At 36.8% G+C, this 23692-nt stretch carries 23 protein-coding genes and 1 tRNA gene; 15 read left to right on the top strand and 9 right to left on the bottom strand.

From position 1 onward, the window contains the following. The 5 genes from Q0X66_RS06845 to Q0X66_RS06825 all read left to right on the top strand — a co-directional run. Positions 1 to 1198, top strand: a 1198-nt coding sequence (locus tag Q0X66_RS06845; RefSeq protein ID WP_297704589.1) for a 3'-5' exonuclease, incomplete at its 5' end; no start/stop codon positions are given. A gap of 2 nt (positions 1199 to 1200) precedes the next feature. Then, positions 1201 to 2394, top strand: coding sequence for a glycine C-acetyltransferase (gene kbl, locus Q0X66_RS06840; protein WP_297704587.1), 1194 nt, complete (start codon positions 1201 to 1203; stop codon positions 2392 to 2394). 112 nt (positions 2395 to 2506) lie between these two features. After that, positions 2507 to 3856 carry an OmpA family protein gene (locus tag Q0X66_RS06835; protein ID WP_297704585.1) on the top strand — a complete coding sequence of 450 codons (1350 nt, stop codon included), beginning with the start codon at positions 2507 to 2509 and terminating at the stop codon, positions 3854 to 3856. Between the two features lie 67 nt (positions 3857 to 3923). Next, a complete protein-coding gene (locus Q0X66_RS06830; protein ID WP_297704583.1) occupies positions 3924 to 5882 on the top strand; it encodes a PD-(D/E)XK nuclease family protein in 1959 nt (652 codons plus the stop codon). Positions 5883 to 5937: 55 nt separating this feature from the next. Then, positions 5938 to 6519 carry a PD-(D/E)XK nuclease family protein gene (locus Q0X66_RS06825; protein WP_297704581.1) on the top strand — a complete coding sequence of 194 codons (582 nt, stop codon included), beginning with the start codon at positions 5938 to 5940 and terminating at the stop codon, positions 6517 to 6519. A gap of 3 nt (positions 6520 to 6522) precedes the next feature. On the opposite strand, the gene Q0X66_RS06820 is transcribed toward Q0X66_RS06825, so the two are convergent. The 3 genes from Q0X66_RS06820 to Q0X66_RS06810 all read right to left on the bottom strand — a co-directional run bounded on the left by Q0X66_RS06820 (position 6523) and on the right by Q0X66_RS06810 (position 8288). After that, complete coding sequence (locus Q0X66_RS06820) at positions 6523 to 7236, bottom strand: SDR family oxidoreductase (protein WP_297704579.1); 714 nt, start codon at positions 7234 to 7236, stop codon at positions 6523 to 6525. Positions 7237 to 7342: 106 nt separating this feature from the next. After that, a tRNA-Ala gene (locus tag Q0X66_RS06815) sits at positions 7343 to 7416 on the bottom strand. A gap of 74 nt (positions 7417 to 7490) precedes the next feature. Continuing rightward, positions 7491 to 8288 (bottom strand): universal stress protein, encoded by a 798-nt coding sequence (locus tag Q0X66_RS06810; RefSeq protein ID WP_297704577.1) that lies wholly within the window; start codon positions 8286 to 8288, stop codon positions 7491 to 7493. A gap of 50 nt (positions 8289 to 8338) precedes the next feature. On the opposite strand from Q0X66_RS06810, the gene Q0X66_RS06805 reads away from it, so the two are divergent. From Q0X66_RS06805 to Q0X66_RS06785, 5 genes are all read left to right on the top strand, one after another. Beyond that, a complete protein-coding gene (locus tag Q0X66_RS06805) occupies positions 8339 to 8839 on the top strand; it encodes a GNAT family N-acetyltransferase (RefSeq protein ID WP_297704575.1) in 501 nt (166 codons plus the stop codon). 12 nt (positions 8840 to 8851) lie between these two features. Then, entirely contained in the window at positions 8852 to 10186 is a 1335-nt protein-coding gene (locus tag Q0X66_RS06800) for an MATE family efflux transporter (RefSeq protein ID WP_297704573.1), read from the top strand. Positions 10187 to 10206: 20 nt separating this feature from the next. Next, positions 10207 to 10974, top strand: coding sequence for an enoyl-CoA hydratase/isomerase family protein (locus Q0X66_RS06795; RefSeq protein ID WP_297704570.1), 768 nt, complete (start codon positions 10207 to 10209; stop codon positions 10972 to 10974). A gap of 201 nt (positions 10975 to 11175) precedes the next feature. Continuing rightward, positions 11176 to 11625, top strand: a complete 450-nt coding sequence (locus Q0X66_RS06790) for a 6-carboxytetrahydropterin synthase (protein ID WP_297704568.1) — start codon at positions 11176 to 11178, stop codon at positions 11623 to 11625. 25 nt (positions 11626 to 11650) lie between these two features. Next, on the top strand, positions 11651 to 12418 hold the full coding sequence (locus Q0X66_RS06785; protein WP_297704566.1) for a UDP-2,3-diacylglucosamine diphosphatase: 768 nt from the start codon (positions 11651 to 11653) through the stop codon (positions 12416 to 12418). Positions 12419 to 12424: 6 nt separating this feature from the next. Here Q0X66_RS06785 and recJ read toward each other — a convergent pair whose 3' ends face one another. Both recJ and Q0X66_RS06775 read right to left on the bottom strand, forming a co-directional pair. Beyond that, complete coding sequence (recJ, locus tag Q0X66_RS06780) at positions 12425 to 14113, bottom strand: single-stranded-DNA-specific exonuclease RecJ (protein WP_297704564.1); 1689 nt, start codon at positions 14111 to 14113, stop codon at positions 12425 to 12427. Between the two features lie 112 nt (positions 14114 to 14225). Then, entirely contained in the window at positions 14226 to 14654 is a 429-nt protein-coding gene (locus Q0X66_RS06775) for an OsmC family protein (protein ID WP_297704562.1), read from the bottom strand. Between the two features lie 39 nt (positions 14655 to 14693). Between Q0X66_RS06775 and Q0X66_RS06770 the strand changes: the two genes are divergently transcribed. Next, positions 14694 to 15284: a carboxymuconolactone decarboxylase family protein gene (locus Q0X66_RS06770; RefSeq protein ID WP_297704560.1), complete on the top strand. Its 591-nt coding sequence runs from the start codon at positions 14694 to 14696 to the stop codon at positions 15282 to 15284. Positions 15285 to 15451: 167 nt separating this feature from the next. After that, positions 15452 to 18175 carry a T9SS type B sorting domain-containing protein gene (locus Q0X66_RS06765; protein WP_297704558.1) on the top strand — a complete coding sequence of 908 codons (2724 nt, stop codon included), beginning with the start codon at positions 15452 to 15454 and terminating at the stop codon, positions 18173 to 18175. A gap of 42 nt (positions 18176 to 18217) precedes the next feature. Here the strand turns inward: Q0X66_RS06765 and Q0X66_RS06760 are convergent, their stop codons facing one another. The 4 genes from Q0X66_RS06760 to Q0X66_RS06745 all read right to left on the bottom strand — a co-directional run bounded on the left by Q0X66_RS06760 (position 18218) and on the right by Q0X66_RS06745 (position 21174). Further along, positions 18218 to 19018 (bottom strand): prolyl oligopeptidase family serine peptidase, encoded by an 801-nt coding sequence (locus Q0X66_RS06760; RefSeq protein ID WP_297704557.1) that lies wholly within the window; start codon positions 19016 to 19018, stop codon positions 18218 to 18220. Positions 19019 to 19144: 126 nt separating this feature from the next. Then, on the bottom strand, positions 19145 to 19720 hold the full coding sequence (locus Q0X66_RS06755) for a uracil-DNA glycosylase family protein (protein ID WP_297704555.1): 576 nt from the start codon (positions 19718 to 19720) through the stop codon (positions 19145 to 19147). Continuing rightward, positions 19720 to 20397, bottom strand: a complete 678-nt coding sequence (gene rsmI, locus Q0X66_RS06750) for a 16S rRNA (cytidine(1402)-2'-O)-methyltransferase (protein ID WP_297704553.1) — start codon at positions 20395 to 20397, stop codon at positions 19720 to 19722. Before rsmI ends, Q0X66_RS06755 begins: the two co-directional genes overlap by 1 nt. 81 nt (positions 20398 to 20478) lie before the next feature. Beyond that, a complete protein-coding gene (locus tag Q0X66_RS06745; RefSeq protein ID WP_297704551.1) occupies positions 20479 to 21174 on the bottom strand; it encodes a hypothetical protein in 696 nt (231 codons plus the stop codon). 106 nt (positions 21175 to 21280) lie between these two features. Here Q0X66_RS06745 and Q0X66_RS06740 point away from each other — a divergent pair, with 106 nt between their 5' ends. From Q0X66_RS06740 to mscL, 3 genes are all read left to right on the top strand, one after another. Beyond that, positions 21281 to 21931 (top strand): thymidine kinase, encoded by a 651-nt coding sequence (locus Q0X66_RS06740; RefSeq protein WP_297704549.1) that lies wholly within the window; start codon positions 21281 to 21283, stop codon positions 21929 to 21931. Beyond that, positions 21918 to 23027 carry an alanine racemase gene (gene alr, locus Q0X66_RS06735; protein ID WP_297704547.1) on the top strand — a complete coding sequence of 370 codons (1110 nt, stop codon included), beginning with the start codon at positions 21918 to 21920 and terminating at the stop codon, positions 23025 to 23027. The genes Q0X66_RS06740 and alr overlap by 14 nt, the downstream gene beginning before the upstream one ends. A gap of 87 nt (positions 23028 to 23114) precedes the next feature. Continuing rightward, on the top strand, positions 23115 to 23516 hold the full coding sequence (mscL, locus tag Q0X66_RS06730; RefSeq protein WP_297704545.1) for a large conductance mechanosensitive channel protein MscL: 402 nt from the start codon (positions 23115 to 23117) through the stop codon (positions 23514 to 23516). Positions 23517 to 23692 lie beyond the last annotated feature (176 nt).

Raw genomic sequence — 23692 nt, 5'->3', positions numbered from 1 at the left:
ATACAACTTTAATATTAACGAAGTAAAGTATAACTCTTTACCTGATGGCCTGGAACACGCAATAAACCAATTCAAGCTAGTTGAGCATTCAGATGCCTACCTTACTTATTTTATGGATGAGGTCATTGATTCTGAACAAAGGGACGATACCAGTATCTCTTCATTTTTAGACTATTGGGAAAAGAATAAAGAGAGACTCAGTATTGTAGCTCCAGAAAATTTGAATGCCGTTCAGATAATGACGATACACAAAGCAAAAGGGTTAGAATTTCCAGTTGTCATTTACCCTTTTGCGAACACTAAGATATATGACGAACTAGAACCTAAATTGTGGTTGCCGGTTGAGGATTTTGGAGAATTTAAAGAAGTGCTAATAAATAAGAAATCAGAAGTGTTGCATTATGGGGAGGCAGCCAAAACAATTTATGAAGAAGAACAGCATAAACTCGAGTTGGATGCATTTAACTTGCTATATGTAGCACTTACACGAGCAGTGGATCGACTCATTATTATAACAGAAATGTATCTTAATGCTAAGAAGGAATTTAGATTGGATAACTACTCCGGCCTATTTATCCATTTTTTAAAAACACAAGGAATTTGGGATGAAAACAAAATTAGATATTCCTTTGGGTCAGCTAAATCAAAGAAACAAGAAAAACCGCTCCCAAAAGCGCAACCATATATACCTTATATATATACTCAAAAAAATACAGCCAATTTCAATATTATTACCCAGTCTGGCAGTCTTTGGGACAGCAAGAGAGAAGAGGCGATTAAAAAAGGTAACATAATCCACTATACTATGGGGCTTATTAAGACTGAGGGGGATATAGACTCCGCAATCACGCACATGATCAGAAAAGGAGATCTTAAAGCTGAAGAAGGAACTCAACTAAAGAAAAAAGTACAACAAATTATTAGGCATCCTAAATTAAAAATATTTTTCACAGCAGAAAATAGTATTAAGAATGAAAGTGAAATTATTACGGAAAATGGTCTAATTTTACGACCGGATAGAGTAGTATTTAATAACGACAAGGTTACAATTATTGATTATAAAACAGGAAAAAAAGCTCCAAAATATTATGAACAATTATACACCTATGCAGATGCGTTGAAAACCATGGGGTATTTAGTTGAAAATATGATATTAGTCTATATTGATAAAAAAATTACTCCAGAATTCATTAATTAGTTATGTACGGAAAAATTAAAGAATATTTAAAAGAAGAACTTAGGGACATAAAAGAAGCAGGTCTTTATAAAGAAGAACGCATAATTACTTCTGCTCAGGGTGCGGAAATTAGAGTATCCGGCGGACAGGAAGTAATAAATTTTTGTTCAAACAATTATTTAGGATTATCTGCTCATCCTGAAGTGATAAAAGCAGCCAAAGAAACCCTTGATACTCATGGTTTTGGAATGTCATCAGTTCGTTTTATTTGTGGTACCCAGGATATCCATAAAGAATTGGAGCATAGAATTGCAAAATTTTATGGTACAGAAGACACAATATTATATGCCGCAGCTTTTGATGCGAATGGCGGAGTATTTGAACCGCTGTTATCAGAAAATGACGCAATTATATCAGATGCTCTAAATCATGCGTCTATTATTGATGGTGTTAGGTTATGTAAGGCCAAGAGATATAGGTACGCCAATAGTGATATGGTTGATCTGGAGGCTAAATTAATTCAGGCTAATAAAGATAATGCCCGATTTAAAATAATTGTTACTGATGGTGTATTTTCGATGGATGGATTATTGGCGCCATTGGATAAAATATGTGATCTGGCTGAAGAATATGATGCCATGGTAATGATAGATGAATGCCATGCAACCGGATTTATAGGTGAATCCGGCAGAGGTACTTTGGAAGAAAAAGGTGTAATGAACAGGATAGATATTATTACCGGAACGCTGGGCAAAGCATTAGGTGGTGCAATGGGCGGTTATACAACGGGTAAAAAAGAAATTATTGATATGTTAAGGCAGAGATCCAGGCCATATTTATTTTCAAATTCACTTGCTCCGGCAATCGTTGGAGCATCTATTAAAGTATTTGAAATGCTTGAAACTGATACCTCTTTGAGAGATAAGCTGGAAAAAAACACAAAATACTTTAAAATGGCAATGCAAAAAGCAGGGTTTGATATTATTGATGGGGATTCAGCAATAGTGCCGGTAATGCTCTATGATGCCAAATTATCACAAAAAATGGCAAAAATGTTACTCGATAATGGCATTTATGTAATTGGTTTCTTTTATCCTGTGGTTCCCAAGGATAAGGCAAGAATACGGGTGCAATTGTCTGCCGCTCACGAAATTGGACATTTGGACAAAGCCATTAATGCTTTTATAAAGGTAGGAAGAGAGCTAAAAATTATCTGAATACTGGTTTTAACTTAAAAAAACCTTAAAAAAATAGGAAATTGATTTTGTTAATAATTCTTAACAACTTACATTTGCTGCTAAATAAACACTTAAACTTAAAATTTTGAAAATGAAACAACTTAGCAGACTATTGGTTGTTGGCCTATTAGTAATGGCGTTTAACAGCATACAAGCGCAGAGTGAAGACAATCCTTGGCAAATTGGTTTTGGAGTTAACGCAGTTGACTTTTATCCAACAGGCAAAGTAAGTTCATTCGGTAATGAATATTTCAATGCCAATGATCATTGGAATATCCTGCCATCCATCTCTTATGTTGGACTGACACGTTATATTGGAGATGGTATTTCCGTTGGCGTGAGAGGTTCTTTGAACCGTATTAGAAAAATTGGTGACACTTCTGTTGACGACCAGGCATACTATGGTGCTGATGGAACAATAAAATACAATTTTATAAATAAAAGATTTACTACAATTGACCCATTTGTTGAAGTTGGTGGTGGTTATACCTGGGTTAATAATATTGGAGCCGGTACACTTAACGGAGGAATTGGAGCTAATGTTTGGTTTAACGACAATATTGGTTTGACCATTCAAACACAGTATAAGCATTCTTTTGAAGATTATCTGCTCCCACATTTCCAACATATGTTAGGTCTTTCTGTGAGATTTGGTGGATCTGATACGGATGATGACGGAATTTACGACAAAGATGATGCTTGTCCAGAAGTTCCTGGTTTAGAAGCATTCAACGGTTGTCCTGATTCTGACGGAGATGGTATTGAAGACAGTAAAGATGCTTGTCCTAACGAAGCTGGTTCTAAAGAAATGAATGGATGTCCAGATTCTGACGGCGATGGTATTGCTGATAAAGATGATGCTTGTCCAAATGAAGCTGGATTAGCTGCTTTAGCTGGTTGTCCTGATGCTGATGGCGATGGTATTGCTGATAAAGATGATCAGTGTCCTAACGAAGCAGGTCCTGCTGAGAATAACGGATGCCCATGGCCAGACAGAGACAATGATGGTGTATTTGACAAAGATGATCTTTGCCCAGACCTACCAGGTGTTGTTGCAAACAAAGGTTGTCCAGAACTTACTGAAGCTGTTCGTAAGACATTAAACGACTATGCCAAAACTATCTTATTTGATACTGGCAAAGCAACTATTAAAGATCGCTCTGCTGAGGTATTGCAAAATATCGTAGCTATTCTTGAAGAGTATTCTTTTGCTAGATTTAGTATAGACGGACACACTGATAGCGTTGGTAGTGCTTCATTAAACCAAAAGCTTTCTGAAGAAAGAGCCTATTCAGTTATGAATTACTTAATTGAAAATGGGGTTGCTTCCAACAGATTAGAAGCTACGGGTTACGGTGAAGACAGACCATTAGCAGATAACGGTACCGCTTCCGGAAGGAAAACGAATCGTAGAGTTGAAATAAATTTGATTAAACAATAATAAGGTCTCGAAACCTAATATATTAGAAAAAAGCTCCGCAAATGCGGGGCTTTTTTTATTTTTAAAAATGGAAAGTTTTTTAAATCAGATTACGAAAGAATTATGGAAAAAGAATGATTCTTTTGATAATTTTATTTTTATACTTCCCGGTAAACGGGCAGGCACCTTTCTTAAAAACAGCATCTCCAAAATTGTAAGTAAAACAATTTTTGCTCCTGAAATCTATAGCATTGAATCATTTGTTGAAGTGATTTCCGGTCTTTCATATGCCACCAACACACAGCAACTATTTGAACTATATAATGCCTATATAAATATGGGTAGTGAAGAAAAGGAAAGTTTCTATTCCTTTTCCAAATGGGGTCAAATTCTATTGCAGGATTTCAACGAAATTGACAGGTACCTGGTGCCTCCTGATAAGCTATTTTCATACTTATCGGTTGTCCAGGAAATGAACCAATGGCATCTGAAACCAAATAAAACTAAGTTAATAGAGGATTATCTCAGCTTTTGGAATAATCTTGAAGAATTGCACTCTAACTTTAATAAAAATCTTTTGGAAAATGGATTGGGCCATCAAGGATTAGTTTATAAAGAAGCATGCAATAAATTATCTGAATACATTAATAAATCAAAAAATAAAAAGCACATTTTTATTGGATTTAATGCCTTGAACAAAGCTGAGGTTTTTATTATTAAAGAATTTCTAAAAGAAGGTAGAGCCGATATCTTTTGGGATATAGACAACTATTTTCTGGAAGATAAAATTCATGATGCGGGTTTTTTTATACGACAATACCAAAAGGAATGGAGCTATTTTAAAGACCATTCATTAAAAGGAGTAAGTAAGTATTATTGCACCGCAAAAAATATCCAAATTACCGGAGTTCCTAAAAAAATATCCCAGGCAAAGTACGTTGGGAATTTGATTTCAAATATAAATAAAAGGGATCCGCAACAAATAAAGAATACTGCTGTAATATTGGGAGATGAAACGCTGCTTAACCCCTTATTAAATTCCCTCCCGGCAGAATTAAATAAGGTAAATATCACCATGGGGTATCCCTTAGATAAAACCCCCATGGCTGGAATGTTTACCCAACTCTTCGACCTTTATATTCAATTAGATTCACGAGGTTGGTTTTATAAGAATCTACTATCTTTTTTGGTTCATCCATATATTCAGAAATTACTTTCCACGGATGATCTAAATATAGTTGCGCGAATAAAAACGGAAATTAATAAGCGTAATTGGATTTATATAACTCCTTCAAAATTGGAATCAATATTTCCTGAAACTTCTGAAGGATTAACGCTGCTGTTTTCAGATGAAAATATTGACCCTTCACTTTTTCTCGAAAGGGTTATTGCAATTGTTGAACTCCTAAAAGTGAAATTTCAAGTACAGGAAAACAATTTAGAACTAGAGTATTTATATAACTTTTATACCCTATTTAATGAGCTAAAATTGCTTTCTATAAAATATCCGTTTTTAAAAGATTTAAGGGCTTTACAAAGTATATTCAAGGAACTTATATCCGCTGAAAAAGTAAACTTTAGAGGCGAACCTCTTGAAGGCCTTCAAATCATGGGGATGCTGGAAAGTAGAAACCTTGATTTTGAAAATGTCATAATTACATCAGTAAATGAAGGTATCCTCCCGGCAGGAAAGACCAATAACTCATTTATCCCTTTCGATATAAAAAGAGAATTTGGTTTGCCTGCTTACAAAGAGAAAGATGCTGTCTATACTTATCATTTTTACAGATTGTTACAAAGAGCTAAAAACATCTATCTTATCTATAACACTGAACCTGATGTCATTGAGGGAGGTGAAAAAAGTAGATTTATTTCACAATTACTTACAGATGAAAATCACATAGAAAATATAGTAACGAAAATTGCGGTTCCTCAGATAAACTCAATAGTTAATTCTCACGTTTCTATTAAAAAGGATGGCGATATAATGAACAAAATTAGCGCCGTCTTAAAAAAAGGGCTCTCTCCCTCTTCGCATTCTGACTGAAGGAAAATTAAATGAACAAGTACAAAAAATAAGAGCTGTCGTTAAAAGTGAACTTTTGAAAATTTATGCTGAAGAAGATATTTCAAGAGGTAAAAATCTCATTGCCTTCAATGTCATTGTGGCTTATATTAATAGCTTCATTTTAAAGGAAATTCAGGACATTAAACATCATAATATAAAAATAATAGCGCTGGAAAATGATCTTTCAATCAAAATTGATGTCCCCGGGATTGAGACTCCTGTTACATTAAAAGGAACCTTAGACAGAGTTGATGAAAAGGACGGCATGCTTAGGATACTTGATTATAAGACCGGGAGTGTTCTCAATTCTAATGTAGAAGTAGTTTTATGGGATGAAATCATTGAAAATTATGATCGTAGCAAAGCATTTCAGTTGCTTTGCTATTCCTTCATGTATCAAAATATTAAACCCATTGAAAAAATGAACGCCGGCATTATTTCCTTCAAAAATTTGGGTTCCGGGCCATTCTATTTTTCAACAAAAAAAAGCAGGAATACCTCAAATAAGGATTTTAACATCACTAAAGATACCCTTGTCCTATTTCAGGAACAGCTGGTTAAACTAATTCAGGAAATTGCAAATCCAGAAGTCCCATTTATGGCAAAAGAAGACTAGTCACTATTTTTTATCTGGCCTGCTGGGTCTCACTTCGATCTTACTGGGAAGCGTTCTCGGATGCATTTTTAGCAGATCAATCACCAGCTCTCCTATATCCTCCGGTTGTATTTTCCAGGCATCTTTTTGGGTAGGTTCGTTATTATTGAAATGTGTAGCTACGGAACCGGGCATTATGGTAGAAACTTTAATATCATATTTACGGAGATCCAACATCGCCGCCTGGGTAAAACCAACAACACCAAACTTTGTAGCATTGTATCCGGCGCCTGTAGGGAAAAAATTGGTCCCCGCTAAACTTGCAAGAGTTATATAATACCCTTTTGAGTCTTTTAGAGCATCTACAGATGCCTTTAAAGTATGAAATACTCCATTAAGGTTTGTATCAATCATTTGATGCCAATCGTTTTCAGATAATTCATCAACCGGTGCAAAATGTCCAATTCCGGCATTGGCCAGAACCACATCAAGCTTTCCCCATTTTTGTATAATTTGTGCTACGGCCTTATGCTCGTCGTCAAGCTTTGTAACATCACTCACAAGAGCCAATACATTAGACCCAGATCCTAATTGCTGTACAGCTGCATCCAGGCTTGCTTTATTCCTGCCGCTTATGGCAACTTTAATCCCGGAGTCCAGTAATTTCTTCGCCACTCCAAGTCCAATCCCTTTTGAACCGCCTGTGATATAAGCAACTTTACCTGTTAAATCTATCATATCAATTTAAATTTCTGTAGTAAATTATATGCGATCTCTTTAATTTTAAAAAGGACCAAATACTAAAATAAAAACCCTCTTACAGTGCTTTGAAGGAGGGTTTTTGTGGAGAATACCGGAGTCGAACCGGTGACCTCTTGCATGCCATGCAAGCGCTCTAGCCAGCTGAGCTAATCCCCCGTCTTTTACGGAAGGTCAAAGGAACTACTTTTTGAATAAGTTTCAAAATTCCTCCGATTAAATTTTTATGTTCTCTAATCCTTCTTAACACTTAAAACAAGAACAGGAATACGCACTGAAAACTCAGATTTAAGAATCGTATTCTTCTCCCATAATTTTTTATAAAACCCACGTTTCTTTCTAAATACGGAAAGCAAATCCGGGTTTGTGGATTGAAAATGTTCTAAAACTCCTAAATAGGTTGTAGCATGTTCCGTAACAGTTAATTGGGAACACAAATCCATAAGAGAAGTATTTATTTTGAGATCTTCATCTGAATAACCAGGAGTCTTTACAAGAAGTAAATTTATTTTGGATTTAAATTTCTTTTTTATAAGTTTTAATGGCTCAAGAATTCTCCTTTGAGTTAAAATCCCGGATTTAAATGCTGTTAGAATATTTTTAATAGGCTTAAAAATGGTGCCTCTTGGTACAATTAAAGTTGGAATATCTGTTCTTTTAACTATTCTCCCGGTTGTATGCCCCAGATATAATTCCTCGTTAACGTCATTACACCTCGGGGCAATAATAATAAGATCAATACCAAGTTCTTTGTCAATTTCCTTCAATCCATCTATTATATCGCCATTATATGTGGCAATCTTCATATCTACATCCTTTGAATCTACCTTATCAATAACTTCCTTGACATGCTTCTTACTGCTTTCTGCCACTTTCTCCGAGATATTCTTCAACTTCCCTGCCGTTGCCTTGGCCGAAAATACTTCCATGACATAAATTCTTGAAGAAAATTGTGCTGCAAAGTCCACGGCATATTGTAAAGTCTCGTGAGCAGTAGGGGAAGTTCCTATGGGTACCAATATGTTATTCATAAGGTTTGGTATTATTAATTTAAATTTACAACTTATTTGATAAATTGTTCATGATTAGATGTGCAAAGATACTGGAAATCCCGGAAATTCTTGAGCTTACCACGGCCTGTGCAAAACAAATGGAAAAAATAGGTATATTTCAATGGAATGAAGAATATCCTTCCAGAGAAGCTTTTGAAAAAGATATTTCCCGAAAGGAATTATTTGTTCTTAAATCTGGAAATACTCTTATGGGCTGTGTAACTATTACCACACATATGGATAAGGAATATATTCCTATTAAATGGCTAACACCAAACGAAAATAACATATATATTCACAGGCTCGCTGTGGGGCCTGAATACCAGGGGAAAAGCTATGCCCGAATGTTAATGAATTTTGCTGAAAATTATGCGCGGGATAACAAGTATATCTCTATACGACTGGATACATTTAGTCAAAACAAAAGGAATCAAAAATTTTATGAGCAACGGGGATATCAAAAACTGGAAAATGTCTATTTTCCTAAACAAAGCGATTTTCCTTTTTACTGTTATGAACTCGTTTTGTAATCCATTCTATTTTTGAAAACAGTTGTAAGTTTCAAGACTATTAACAGCCTAGCTATTCCTGCAACTATAGCCGGGATAGCCGAACCTGTCTTATCTATAACCGATACTGCTATTGTTGGCAATATTCAAACATACGGCCTGGAGTCACTTGCTGCGGTTGGGATCGTAGGTTCCTTTTTGTCTATGCTTATATGGATCCTTGGGCAAACCCGAAGTGCCATATCTGCAATTATCTCTCAATATTTAGGAGCAGGGAAGCTAGATGAGGTTAAGAATTTACCGGCACAGGCAATTTTTTTTAATGTAACTCTTAGTGTATTACTACTGCTTTCTACCATATTTATGGTAGAGGAGATTTTTAAATTATTAAATGCTTCGGGAAAAATATTAGACTTTTGTGTTACCTATTACTCCATTCGTGTATGGGGTTTCCCTTTAACACTTTTCGTATTTGCCGTTATGGGAATTTTCAGAGGATTACAAAACACCTTTTGGCCTATGCTCATAGCTATTACAGGAGCCCTGTTAAACATCGTGTTAGATTTTATTTTGGTTTATGGAATATCAGATATAATTCCTGCATATAACCTGGAAGGTGCGGCATGGGCAAGCCTTATTTCCCAGGGTGTAATGGCCATAATGGCATTTGTCCTCCTGCGTGTAAAAACCAATATTAGTCTTATCCCAAGATTTCCAATACATAAGGAGTTAGGGCGCCTGGCAGTAATGAGTTTTAATCTTTTTATCCGCGCTATTGCACTTAATATTACTCTTATTCTTGCCGTACGAGAGGCTGCAGCTCTGGGCGATAGATTTATCGGAGCACACACAATAGCCATAAATCTTTGGCTTTTTGCTGCCTTTTTTATCGATGGTTATGGTGCGGCAGGTAATATTATGGGGGGTAAATTACTTGGAGCTAAAGATTACAATACGCTATGGTCATTAGCCAAAAAAATCGCTCTATATGGTGGAATGGTTAGTTTATTTTTAATGATTAACGGTTTTATCTTTTACAGACCGCTGGGACGTCTTTTTTCAAATGACCTTATTGTACTAGAGACCTTCTACTCTATTTTCTTTATCCTTATCCTGGGATTGCCCATGAATTCTATTGCCTTTGTTTTTGATGGTTTGTTTAAGGGATTGGGTGAAATGAAATTTCTCAGGAACGTTCTGTTAACAGCCACTTTTTTAGGTTTTATTCCTTTGTTATTATTAAGTAAAACCTACGGTTTTGGCCTGCAAGGAATTTGGATTGCACTTACCATGTGGATGATAATTAGAGGTAGTGCCCTTGTATGGAAGTTCCGCAGAAAATTTCGTCCACTATTACAAAAGGTTTAATTTTACAAAAAACATTTCAAATGGGCACGAACAGACCCGCCGGTAGTCTTTATACCAAAATTGAGAATAGAACTGCTACAATAGAATTTGGCCATCCCGCAAGTAATTCTTTTGTCAGTGAACTTTTAGACCGATTAACTGATGTACTTAAAAAGATCTCCTCCAATGAGGAAGTTTCTATTGTAGTTTTAAAGTCAGAAGGAGAACGGGCTTTTTGCGCTGGTGCCTCCTTTGATGAATTACGCGCCATATCTAGCCCAGAAGAAGGGTTAGCTTTTTTTAGCGGTTTTGCTAATGTTATCAATGCTATGCGAGAATGTGCGCAACCAATCATTGGAAGAGTACAGGGTAAAGCAGTAGGCGGCGGAGTTGGTCTTATCGCGGCATGTGATTATGTCTTTGCTGTTGAAGCCGCTTCTGTAAAGCTTTCTGAACTTTCCATCGGGATAGCTCCTCTGGTGATTGCTCCTGCGGTTCAACGTAAGATTGGAATGGCTGGTTTTACCGAATTGGCTTTGTCACCTGTAGAGTGGAAAAATGCATATTGGGCCAAAGAAAAAGGACTGTATTCCAAGGTTTTTAATTCCATTAAAGAAATGGACAAGGAGCTGGATTTTTTTATGACAACTCTGGCATCATATAATCCGGAAGCATTAAGAGCTATTAAAAAGATTCTTTGGGAAGATACTACATCCTGGAGCGAATTGTTGACCAATCGAGCTGAGATTTCCGGTAAATTAGCCCTTTCACCAGCCAGTAAGGAGAGCTTAAAGAGTCTTAATAAATAACTGTATGAAATTTTTTGAATTCATAAATGGCGATCTTCTCTTTCCAATTCTGGCTCTTTTGGTAGTAGCTATATATCTTTTTACTAGAATTAGAAACAGGAGAAAATTTAAAAAATAGGCTTGTCACCTTTTATATTACGTCACAAAATAGTCTATGTTCCACTATAAAGATTTTATACATTTGTAGCAGATTTAAATCGAATGCATAAAATAAGGATTACCAAACAATTCACTTTTGAAACCGGCCATGCTCTTTATGGCTACGATGGTAAATGTAGAAATGTACATGGTCATAGTTACAAACTTTCAGTTACTGTAATAGGAACGCCCATTACAGATACATCCAATGTTAAACTCGGGATGGTCATTGATTTTGGTGACCTAAAAAAAATAGTGAAAGAAGAAATAGTAGGCCCTTTTGATCATGCTACGGTATTTAATAAAAATACTCCACATATGGAATTGGCAAAAGAATTAAAAGACCGGGGACATAAAGTAATCCTCGCAGATTACCAGCCCACCAGTGAAAATATGGTAATTGATTTCGCAAGCAAAATTAAAGCACGCTTATCTAAAGAAATACAGTTGCATTCAATAAAACTTCGCGAAACAGACACTGCCTTTGCCGAATGGCATGCCGGTGATAACTAGGTTGCTTTATGTATCTTTACACTAAATGAAAAGCGTCTCTATCCCAAAAGGTAAAAAGGTATATTTTGCCAGTGATAACCATTTAGGTGCCCCAACAAGGGAACAAAGTCTTCCCCGGGAAAAGAAATTTGTAGCGTGGTTGGATGAAGTGAAGACGGATGCCGCGGCTATTTTTCTGCTTGGAGACTTATTCGATTTTTGGTTTGAGTATAAAACCGTTGTTCCTAAAGGATTTACACGAACCCTGGGTAAACTAGCTGAAATTACAGACTCAGGAATTCCAATATTCTATTTTGTAGGCAATCACGATCTCTGGATGAACGGGTATTTCGAAAATGAACTCAACATTCCTGTTTATCATAAACCTCAACAATTCAAAATAAATAGCACCACTTTTTTTATTGGTCACGGAGATGGATTAGGGCCCGGTGATAAAGGCTATAAGCGAATGAAGAAACTTTTCACAAATGGGTTGGCCCAATGGTGTTTCCGTTGGTTACATCCCGATCTGGGAGTTAAGTTAGCACAATATTTCTCTATAAATAACAAATTAATATCAGGGGAGGATGATATTCACTTTTTGGGTGAGGATAAGGAATGGCTCGTTCAATATTCGATGAGAAAACTAAAAGAAACGCACCAAGATTACTTCGTGTTCGGGCACAGGCATTTACCTCTAGAAATTACATTAGGTGAGACATCTACTTACGTAAACCTCGGCGACTGGATATCTTATTATACTTATGGGGTGTTTGATGGCACCAAACTCTCTTTGGAAACTTTTGGACAGTAGATGCCTTTATCTTAAATCCTTGACTTTCAACTGTAAGCTAACCATTCCATTCCAATGATTTTCTTCCAAAGAGAAAACGGCACTAAATGGATTTCCATTCTGCACAACCGGAAGTTTACTTCCCAAATTAAAACCTATTGCTCCAACCGGACCAGAACCATTTTGAGTTACAGCAAGTTTAATATGCTTATTATCCTCTCCAACCCCCTTAGCATAGCCGGTATCACGGAGGTTTTCTGTCATAAAAACAGGAGTCATATTACCCGGTCCAAAAGGTGCAAATTGTTGTATTATACGCAAGAGTTTCGGACTTATCTGATCTAAATTGAGTTTTGCATTAATGGTGATCTCCGGTGTCAATAGATTGGGGTCTATTGTTTCAGCTACTATTTTTTCAAATTGCGATTTAAATTTTTCATAATGTTCTTCAACCAATGTTAGCCCTGCAGCATATTTATGTCCTCCAAACTGCTCAATAGTATCGGCACAATGTTCTAAGGCATTATAAACGTCAAAACCCTTGACAGATCTGGCCGATGCGGCTAGTTTATCGCCACTTTTTGTGAACACTAATGTAGGCCTATAGTAGGTTTCAGTAAGTCTGGAGGCAACTATCCCAATTACCCCTTTATGCCAGGTGTCTTTATAAACAACGGAAGTAAATCTATCTTCTTCCTTATTCTTAAGGATCATGGCAAGTGCTTCCTCCGTAATCTCCCGGTCCAATCCCTTCCTGTTGGTGTTAAATTCTTCGATCTCTGAAGCATATTCAACTGCCAGCGCCATATTTTGCTCTATTAATAGATTTACTGCATATTGACCATGTCTCATACGCCCTGCCGCATTTATTCTTGGCGCAATAATAAAAACGACATCTGTTATGGTTAGTTTTTTCTTCTGTATGTTTTTAATTATTGCCTTAAAACCAGTTCTTGGAGCTGAATTAATTACTTCTAACCCAAAATAAGCCAGAACCCTGTTTTCGCCTGTTATGGGTACGATATCCGCCCCAATGGCAGTTGCCACCAGATCCAGGTATGGAATGAGTTTATCAAAGCTATCCTCTCTGGTAATGTTTAGTGCCTGTATAAGTTTAAAACCAATACCACATCCGCATAATTCATCATATGGATAGGTGCAATCGTTTCTTTTTGGGTCCAAAACAGCTACAGCATCCGGTATTTTCTTTCCGGGCCTGTGGTGGTCACATATGATAAAATCAATTCCTTTTTCCCTGGCATAGGATATCTTCTCTATAGCCTTTACACCGCAATCCAATGCTATAATAAGAGCAAAATCATTGTCCTCTGCAAAGTCAATTCCCGCATAAGATATACCATAGCCTTCCGCGTATCTGTCAGGAATATAGGTTGCCACATTCGGATATAGTGTAAGTAAATATGATGACAATAGAGCTACCGCTGTAGTTCCGTCTACATCATAATCTCCATAAACAAGGATATTTTCATTTGCCAGTATTGCATTTTCAATACGTTTAACGGCCAGTTCCATATCCTTCATAAGAAATGGGTCATGGAGGTCGGAGAGTTGGGGTCTGAAAAACTTTTTAGCCTCTTCATAAGAAGTTACACCACGCTGCAGCAATAATTGAGCTACCAGTCGATCTACTTTCAGTATTTCTGCTAAAGCTTTTATTTGCCCATCATCTTGTTTTGGTTTTAATGTCCAGCGCATGGTACCACTTTATCTGTCTTTTGTAATATAAGACCATTTCCTGCATCTTAAATGCGGAAATAACTCTTTTATTTTTCTATTGATCAATCTGTACTACCCTGAAGAATGGGTGTCAATCTTTATGAAATATAGTTTTTATTTCAAGCTTTGCGAACTTCCTGAACATTTCCATTACCCCACAATACTTTTCAACTGAAAGATCTACGGCTCTTTGCAATTTTTTTTCTTCCAGGTTGCCTCCCCAAAAATGGTATTCTACGGTCACGGAATCATAGTACTTGGGATGTTCATCCGTAAGGTTAGCAATAGTTTCTATACTGAATTCCTCCACATCAAGTTTCATTTTTTTGATAAGCATAGCAACATCAAGACCCGAACACCCGGCCAAAGCTGACAGCATAAGAGCTTTAGGTTTAAAACCATTGCCATCTCCCCCATCATCAGGACCGGCATCTATAGTTAAATTTAATCCGGATGGATTATTGCTCTCAAAAGCCATGTTCCCCAACCATTTGGTGGTAATTTGATTTGTTGTGCTCATATTTTTTCGTTTCTTGTGGAGTACAAAAATACGACCGCTATGCCACTTGTACAACCTCTTGATCCTAATCATGATACTCAAACCAAAGAATTAGCAGAATTCTTCAATGAGACACTTGGGTTTTGTCCAAATTCTGTACTCACCATGCAACATAGACCTGCAATATCCAAGGCTTTTATAAACCTAAACAAGGCGGTTATGGCCAATGAAGGAAAAGTAACTTCTGCCCTTAAACGAATGATTGCCTGGGTCAGCAGTAATACGACCGGTTGTCGCTATTGCCAGGCACATGCAATAAGGGCTGCAGAACGCTACGGTGCCGAACAAGAGCAATTGGATAATATTTGGGAGTACAGAACCCATGCTGCCTTTTCGGAAGCTGAACGCGCCGCTCTCGATTTTTCCCTGGCCGCTTCACAGGTTCCCAATGGAGTAGATCAAAACATAAAGACCCAATTGTATAAGTATTGGAATGAAGGAGAGATTGTTGAAATGTTAGGAGTAATTTCTCTATTTGGTTACCTAAACCGTTGGAACGATTCTATGGGAACAACAATTGAGGATGGGGCTGTAGAAAGCGGTGAACTCTATTTGGGTAAATATGGATGGGAAAAGGGGAAACATATTTAGTTGAATACAACTAAACTCAGTACTTTCAGTGTTAATCATAATAATGATCCATAACACCTTAGAATAATGCAGTTCCATTGATTTATTTTTTTATTTGTACCTTATTTAACCATTTTTTTTCTCGGAGAAAAATAATTCCTTTTTTAAAACTTTAAAATCGAAAACAATTGAGGTCTGGTATTACGATTATATTACTCTTTTGTAGTTTAACTTGTCTGTCTCAAAGAGAGGCAAGTAAATGGTTGTTTGGAGAAAGGGTTGGATTACAGTTTTTCAACCTTTCTGACCCACCAATTGTCTTGAGGGGAGAACTGAATACTTTGGAAGGCTGCGCATCTATATCCGATAGTGATGGAAATCTTTTGTTCTATTCAGATGGGTCTACAGTGTGGGATAGGTATGATGATATTATGCCGAATGGCACAAACTTACTGGGAGATGAGTCCAGTACACAATCTGCTATTATCATCCCAAAACCATTAGACCCTAATATTTATTATTTATTTACCGTTGGCTCTACTATTACTCCAAACGGTTATAATTATTATACCATTGACTTATCCTTAAATGGAGGATTGGGAGATGTTGTTGGAAGCAATGTTAATCTTACGGATGGTCATGTGGGTAGCCAATGGTCCGAAAAAATGACCGCAGTTCAAGGAGGTGAATGCAATACAACCTGGGTTATTTCTTTGGTTCGTGATTTGTATTATTCATATAAGGTAGATGAGAATGGCGTTGATCCGGTTCCGGTCATTTCTCAAGTGGATTTTTTAGCAGATTATGGTTCCAGAGGGTATTTAAAGGTTTCTCCTGATGGTACAAAAATTGTTGCTGCCCACCAGGGAAATACTTCTGAGACGATTGGTTGTTTTCTTTATAGTTTTGACCATATTACCGGGCAGGTATTGAATGACGGACTATCTCTTTTTCCTAATCCGGTTGAGAGTCCATATGGTGTAGAGTTTTCATCTCAAACCAATAAACTTTATGTGTCTACCATTCAAACTGAAACTAATACATATAGATTATATCAATTTAATTTAAAAAGTGATGCTATAGCCAGCTCAAAAGTTTTAATTCATAGGGAATCTGCTTTTAGAGGTGGGTTACAGCTGGGGCCGGATTTGAAAATTTATGTCACTATACCAGAGGAATATACTGTTGGAACTAATTATTTGGATGTTATTCATAATCCAGAACTTGATGGGCCAGCTTGCAATTTTGAAGAAGATTATATCTACTTTGGAGGAGATAGTTTTTCAATGCAAGGCCTGCCACCTTTTGTACAGTCATTCTTTTATACGCAAAGAATAAATATTGTCAATCCTTATGAACCTTTGACTCTAAATAGTACTGACCTGGCTCTCTGTGCTGATTCAAGCTATATTCTTGAAGGCCCTGATATTCCAGGAGCGGATTATTCATGGACATTTAATTCTGCCGGTTTTCCTAAGCCATTACCTCTTCCAACACCTCCACATAAACTATCAATTAATACAACTGGCACCAATGCCTCAGGTACTTACGAACTGATTGTTACATCAAATGATGTTGATTGTGATATTCAATATTTAGGTGAAGCAAAGGTGTCATTTACTACTCCTCCAATTATTAATTCTTCAGTAGCCCTATCTATATGCGACTTTTTCGATACTAATTCAGCGGATGGACTTTCAACATTTAGTTTAAATAATAGTATTGCTGATATTTCAAATAACCCAGAGCAGGCGGTTGTTTATTTTTATTTGAATGACACTGAGGCCGAAAACGATATATACAATCAAAATTCTTTGCCGCAATTTTATATGAATACTGTTCCAAATCAAGTAATTACCACAAAAGTATTTGAGAATGGTTCCGATTGTTACAGTTTAGGACAATTGCAATTAATTGCAACTCCAAGTACTGTATTGGCTGCAGATGATATATCTAATTGTGATTTTGGAAATGGAATGTCATCTTTTGATTTGGATGAAAAAATGAATGACATAAGGGCCCATAATTTTTTGCCGAGCACAACTGATATTTTGTTTTTCGATTCTATTGCAAATGCGGTAGATAATTCGAACTCAATTACAGGTATGTACGAATCATCAGGTAAAGCTATGTACTTTTATGCCGTAAATAATGGATCATGCCTTGGATCTGGCGTATTTAATCTAAATGTTAGTCCGTTACCTCCTATAAGTTCAGAAGATATCGACCTTACGGTTTGCGAATTTAGTTTTCCCTTAACTCTAAATTCGGGTATTCCATATGATTTGGAGATGAACTTTTGGTATGAATGGTCAGATGGACAGACGACCAATGAAATTTTAATTAGCGATGAACAGACCATAAGCCTAAAGGTAATAGATATACTTACCGGCTGTCATATTTCAAAAACGTACAATATCAACAAAACAACACCGCCTGTTATAACCGATGTCGACGTAAACATAGACAACGGAACGGTTACTGTTTTTTCCCCTGAAAATCCTAATTTGACTTATAATTTAGATAATTCTAGTGGGGCTTTTCAGGCTGAGAATGTTTTTCTAAACGTGCCTCCAGGTGTTCACACTGTTTATGTCAGTAATGAATGTGGTGTGTCACAAAAGGAAATCTTTGTGCTGGGGTTTCCTAAGTTTTTCACTCCAAACGAAGATGGCTCTAATGACACATGGACGGTGAAGGGATTAGATACAAGTAGATACTCAATTTCTAATATTCATATATTTGATAGGTATGGTAGGCTGCTAAAAACCATAATACCTGAATCGGAATGGAATGGAAATTTCAACGGTAAAAAACTTCCTCCCTCTGATTATTGGTTTTCGGTAAGCGTAACTAATCAAAATGAAAATACCGTTACTTCTTACAGGGGGCATTTCAGTTTAGTTCAATAGATAGGTTTTAATTTCTTTCTCTATGCCACCACCCTGCTATAGCTACCAAACATTAATTACAACCCAATTTACGGCTTCCTGGAAGTGAGTAACATATTCACATGGTGTGTAATGAGATAATCCATCAACAATAACAAATTCAACTTCTGAACCTGCACTAATTGCTTTATTTACAAATATTTCGGTTTGTGAAACTGGGAAGAGCTCATCCGAATTGCTGTGTATAACATATATAGGGATTGAAAATGTAGAAATACTTCCGTCTGCTCTTTCCGGATCATAAGAACTGGCCATGGCAATCGATGCTGTGAAGAATTGAGAGAATATATCAGCATAAAGCCAACTTGCATTTCCGCCATTGCTATATCCCGTTACCAGAACTTTCTCTGTATCCACAAACCAATGCGTTCTGGCTAAATCCGTCAAAGCAACGACCTGGTTTTGATTAATTGCATCATACCATTGTTCCGTACCGGCATTGGGGCTAATAATAAATGCATCTAACGCAGCTAACCCTGGCTCAACATAACAGCTTGTATTTTGGTGTGCAGTTGCACTACCGCCTGAAGCACCATGCAATGCAATAACCAATGGTCTTCGGTTATTCTCTGATGCTTCAGCAGGTGCTATTACTCTAAAGTTCCAAAATCTTCCCCTTTCCAACGATTCTAATGAAAAATCATTTACTCCGGGTTGAATATCCAAACTTAAAAAATCTGCAGTAACGTCCTCTACTGTTCTAGGTTCTATTTGTACAACGGTGGCATCAATTGAATTATCACCACTACAGGCAACAAATACAATACTTACTACTATCAGTAGAGTTTTTTTTAAGTGTACCATGGGGTTTGTCCTTTATCAAATATAATAAATTAATAACTAGCCAAAATCTACTAAATATCTTACTATCCAATTCCCTGCATAAAAATTAGAATTTTTATTGAAACAATGATTGTATATTCATCTAAATCAATAGACTAAAATATTATTTACCTCTTTTTGAAGTTTAACAAGTACGGTCTTTTCAAACCAAGGATTTTTTGTCAACCAAAACCGATTACGTGGAGACGGGTGTGGCAAAGGCAAATATTTAGGAAGATAGGTTTCGTAAGCTGCCACCGTTTCGGTCAGCGTTTTCTTGGCCGCATTCCTGAGGTAATACTTTTGGGCGTACATACCTATTAACAGCACTAATTCCAAATTGGGCAATTTGTCTAACATGGGTGCGTGCCATAATGGAGCGCATTCGGACCTCGGGGGTAAATCGCCCGACTTTCCCTTGCCGGGATAACAAAATCCCATAGGGATCAAAGCAATTTTAGATTCATCATAAAACACCGCATCAGTAACTCCGAGCCAATTTCTTAATTGTCTGCCGCTAGGGTCATCCCAAGGCACTCCGGTTTTATGGACTTTAGTTCCTGGTGCCTGACCTATGATTACGATCTTGGAATTTGGATTTGCCGCCACGATTGGTCTTGGCCCTAAAGGCAAATGTGCCTTGCAAACCTCACAACCACGTATTTCTGATAGTAGTTTTTGCATTATTTTTTTCCGGCAACAACAATTACAAATTCTCCTTTTGGTGGTTTGTTTTCAAAGTGTTCTAATACCTCTGAAATAGTACCTCTAATGGTTTCTTCATACATTTTAGTAAGTTCCCTGGAAACCGAAATTGATCGTTTGGGGCCAAAATAGGTTACAAATTGTGATAAAGTCTTAAGAAGCTTATGTGGAGACTCATAGAAAACCATTGTTCGAGTTTCTTCTGACAAATCATTTAATCTGGTTTGCCTGCCTTTTTTTATTGGCAGGAAGCCTTCAAAAACAAAGCGGTCGTTGGGAAGGCCACTATTAACAAGTGCGGGAACAAAAGCGGTAGCCCCCGGTAGACATTCAATTTCTATTCCCTGTTCAATACTGGCTCTGCTAAGTAAAAACCCCGGATCGGAAATAGCCGGAGTTCCGGCATCAGAAATTAGCGCAATCTGTTCTCCACTTTTAAGCCTTTGTACAATACCATCTACCGTTTTATGTTCATTATGCATATGATGGCTCTGCATTGGGGTGTCTATATTGTAGTGCTGTAAAAGTTTGTTGCTTGTTCGAGTATCTTCCGCCAATATCAGGCTTACTTCCTTAAGAACTTTTATAGCTCTAAAGGTAATATCCTCCAAATTTCCAATAGGTGTTGGAACAATAAATAACTTGCCTGTCAGCACTGTTTTAAGATCTTACCCTCTTTTTAAGGCAATATGAGCAATATACATTTCTTATAATCGCAGTAAATCCGATATGAGAAATTATGAGAATCTACGCTCAATAAGAGCAAGAAACCTGATTTCATATTCCTCTTTTCCTGCCCATTGATTGTAATCTGGCTTAACCATATTTTCAATAAAGGCCATGGAGCGTTCATAGGAATCAATGGTGTTCAGTTGTGAAATTACCCTGTTGAAGTCTTCTGTGCTATCATTAAAAAGTTGTTTAACAAAAGCGAGTCTGTCGTTTAAACCCACAGTTATTTCTTTATTTGTGAGTTTGTCATTCAACGATTTTGGCTTGGAAACTTCTTTTACCGCTTGAGAAATATCTGCAGAGGTTTTGTTATTATCGGCCTTCGCGGTCTCAGGTTTTGCAACAAATTCTGCAAATAGCCTGTCATTATCCTCATTATTAGGCATTTCAGATACCATACCTTTTATGGTATCCATTCCCGGAGTAATAATATCTTCTTCGTGCGGGTTGTTTTCGGGAACCATTTTATTTTCATTCATTACGGCATTGGCCATTTTCTCAAACCTGGATGCAATAACATTTTTGGACACGTCAATTTCAATATCGTTGAGTTTTTCATCAATAAACTTAAGAACGGTCAATTTCTCGTACAGATTTCTCGCAGCTTCATATAATTCGGGTATCTCCATCTCTGTAAGACCCCTTGATGTAATTATATCTGTGGACATCTTAATTAATTCCTCTTTCAGTTTTCGCTTCATTTCTTTTTGTTTAGACTAAACAGTAAAGGTCTATCTTTTTTAATACTTTTATAATTCGTTTCATTATTTAGGGATTAAACCCCTTACTTTGGTTTAAAATTACAAAATGTTTCTCGAAAACACTGTTAATCACAAGGAACAATTCGGTTGGATAGAGGTTATCTCTGGCTCAATGTTTTCCGGAAAAACGGAAGAATTGATTCGCAGGCTTAAACGAGCCCAGTTTGCAAAGCAAAAAGTAGAAATATTTAAGCCAATTGTAGACACCAGATATCATGAAGAGAAGGTAATCTCTCATGATGAAAACGAAATTCGTTCCACGCCCGTCCCGGCGGCGGCAAATATCCGGCTTCTGGCAGACGACTGTGATGTAGTTGGAATAGATGAAGCTCAGTTTTTTGATGATGAAATTGTAACTGTTTGCAATGATCTCGCAAATATGGGGATACGAGTTGTTGTTGCCGGACTCGATATGGATTTTAAAGGTAATCCTTTCGGGCCAATGCCGGCTTTAATGGCTACTGCGGAATACGTGACTAAAGTTCATGCTATTTGCACGCGTACCGGCAATCTTGCCAATTATAGTTTTAGAAAATCTAATAATGATAAATTGGTGCTGCTGGGAGAAACAGAAGAATACGAACCTTTAAGCCGGGCTGCATTTTACAAAGCTATGCTTAAAGAAAAAATTAATAAAATGAAGGTAGAAGCTGAGGAGATAAAACAAAATAAAAAAGATGCCAATGCCCAGAACTAAAGAGACTACCCTGGAATTGGATCTTGCGGCTTTAGAACATAATTACAATTATATAAGAACCAAAATACATCCTTCAACTATGTTTTTAGCTGTGGTAAAGGCTTTTGCCTATGGTACTGATTCCGTGATCATCGCAAAAAAACTGGAAAAACTAAGAGTAGATTATATGGCGGTGGCTTATGCCCATGAAGGAAAGGTTTTAAGGGAGGCAGGGATTAAAACACCTATACTTGTATTGCATGCGCAGCCTTCCAATTATACAATGGTTATTAAATATTGCCTGGAACCCAGTTTATATTCCCCCAGAACACTCCGTGAGTTCATCAAGACTGCAAAGACACAAAAGCAAAAGGATTATCCTGTCCACTTAAAGTTCAACACAGGCCTTAACAGACTTGGATTTTGGGAAAATGACATTAACTATATCGCCGATCAGCTTGTGGATAGAGAAGAATTGAAAATAAAATCAATATTTTCTCATTTGGCCGCCTCCGAAGACAAGTCCGAAGAAGAATTTAGCAAAAATCAAATTAAATCTTTTGAAAAGATTGCCGAGGAATTTACTTCCCTACTGAAAATTAGTCCATTTATGCATATTCTCAATACCTCCGGGATATTCAATTACCCGGAAGCACAATTCCAAATGGTGCGAAGTGGTATTGGCCTGTACGGATATGGAAATGAAGCCAGGTATGATGCTAAGTTGCTACCTGTGGCTACATTAAAAACAATTATCTCGCAGATACACAATATAGAACCTAATGAAAGTGTAGGTTACAATAGGGCTTTTACTGCTGAGGTATACAAAAAAACTGCTACTTTGCCTCTTGGGCATGCCGATGGAATTGGAAGACAATATGGTAATGGTAAAGCTTCGGTTTTAGTCAATGGTAAGGAGGCGCCTATTATTGGAAATGTTTGTATGGATATGATCATGATAGATATAACGGGTATTGAATGCAAGGAAGGTGATGAAGTTATTGTATTTGGAAAAGGACATTCTGCAGAGGCTTTTGCGGCCGGAGCAAAAACAATTTCCTATGAAATTTTAAGCGCTATTTCTCAAAGAGTTAAAAGGGTAATTACAGGAGCTTAATGAACTAATTAACAAATTGTTAAGAAGAGTTATTTTGAGTATCTTTCGGCCGCATTTATTATCTAACCATTTAAAAAACTAATAATCATGTTAAAAGAATTCAAGAATTTTATTATGACCGGCAATGTAATTGATTTTGCAGTTGCTGTAATTATGGCAGGAGCCATAGGCCTAGTTATTAATAGCTTTGTAGGCGACATTATTATGCCAATTGTGGGTGAATTTGCAGGAGGTGTAGATTTTGCTAATTTAAGATATGTCCTCACAGAGACTTCAGGAGTTGAAGGAGAAGCTGGCTATGTAGCAGAAAATGCAATTCGATGGGGAGCTTGGGTAAATACTATTGTTAATTTACTTATTGTAGGATTTGTGATGTTTCTGCTTGTTAAGGCTTACAACAAAACAAAAACACCACCTGCACCACCTGCTCCCTCAGGTCCAAGTCAGGAAGAACTGTTAACACAAATAAGAGATTTATTGAAAAAGTAGTAAGAAATAAAACTCCTTTTACGGGAGTAACCGCTACATTACTATACTAACTTAAAGGCCACCAATTAGTTTTCGCAAAGCAGATTGGTGGTCATTTTTTTATAATTGTTCGAATTATAACAAATTGTTATAAATTTATAAATCCAATAAAAAGTCTTGTTCATCAACATTGGTTG

The organism is uncultured Eudoraea sp., from assembly GCF_947260015.1.
Lineage (GTDB): Bacteria > Bacteroidota > Bacteroidia > Flavobacteriales > Flavobacteriaceae > Eudoraea.
The sequence above is the reverse complement of the archived record's forward strand: the minus strand, read 5'-3'. Positions and strand labels throughout refer to the sequence as shown.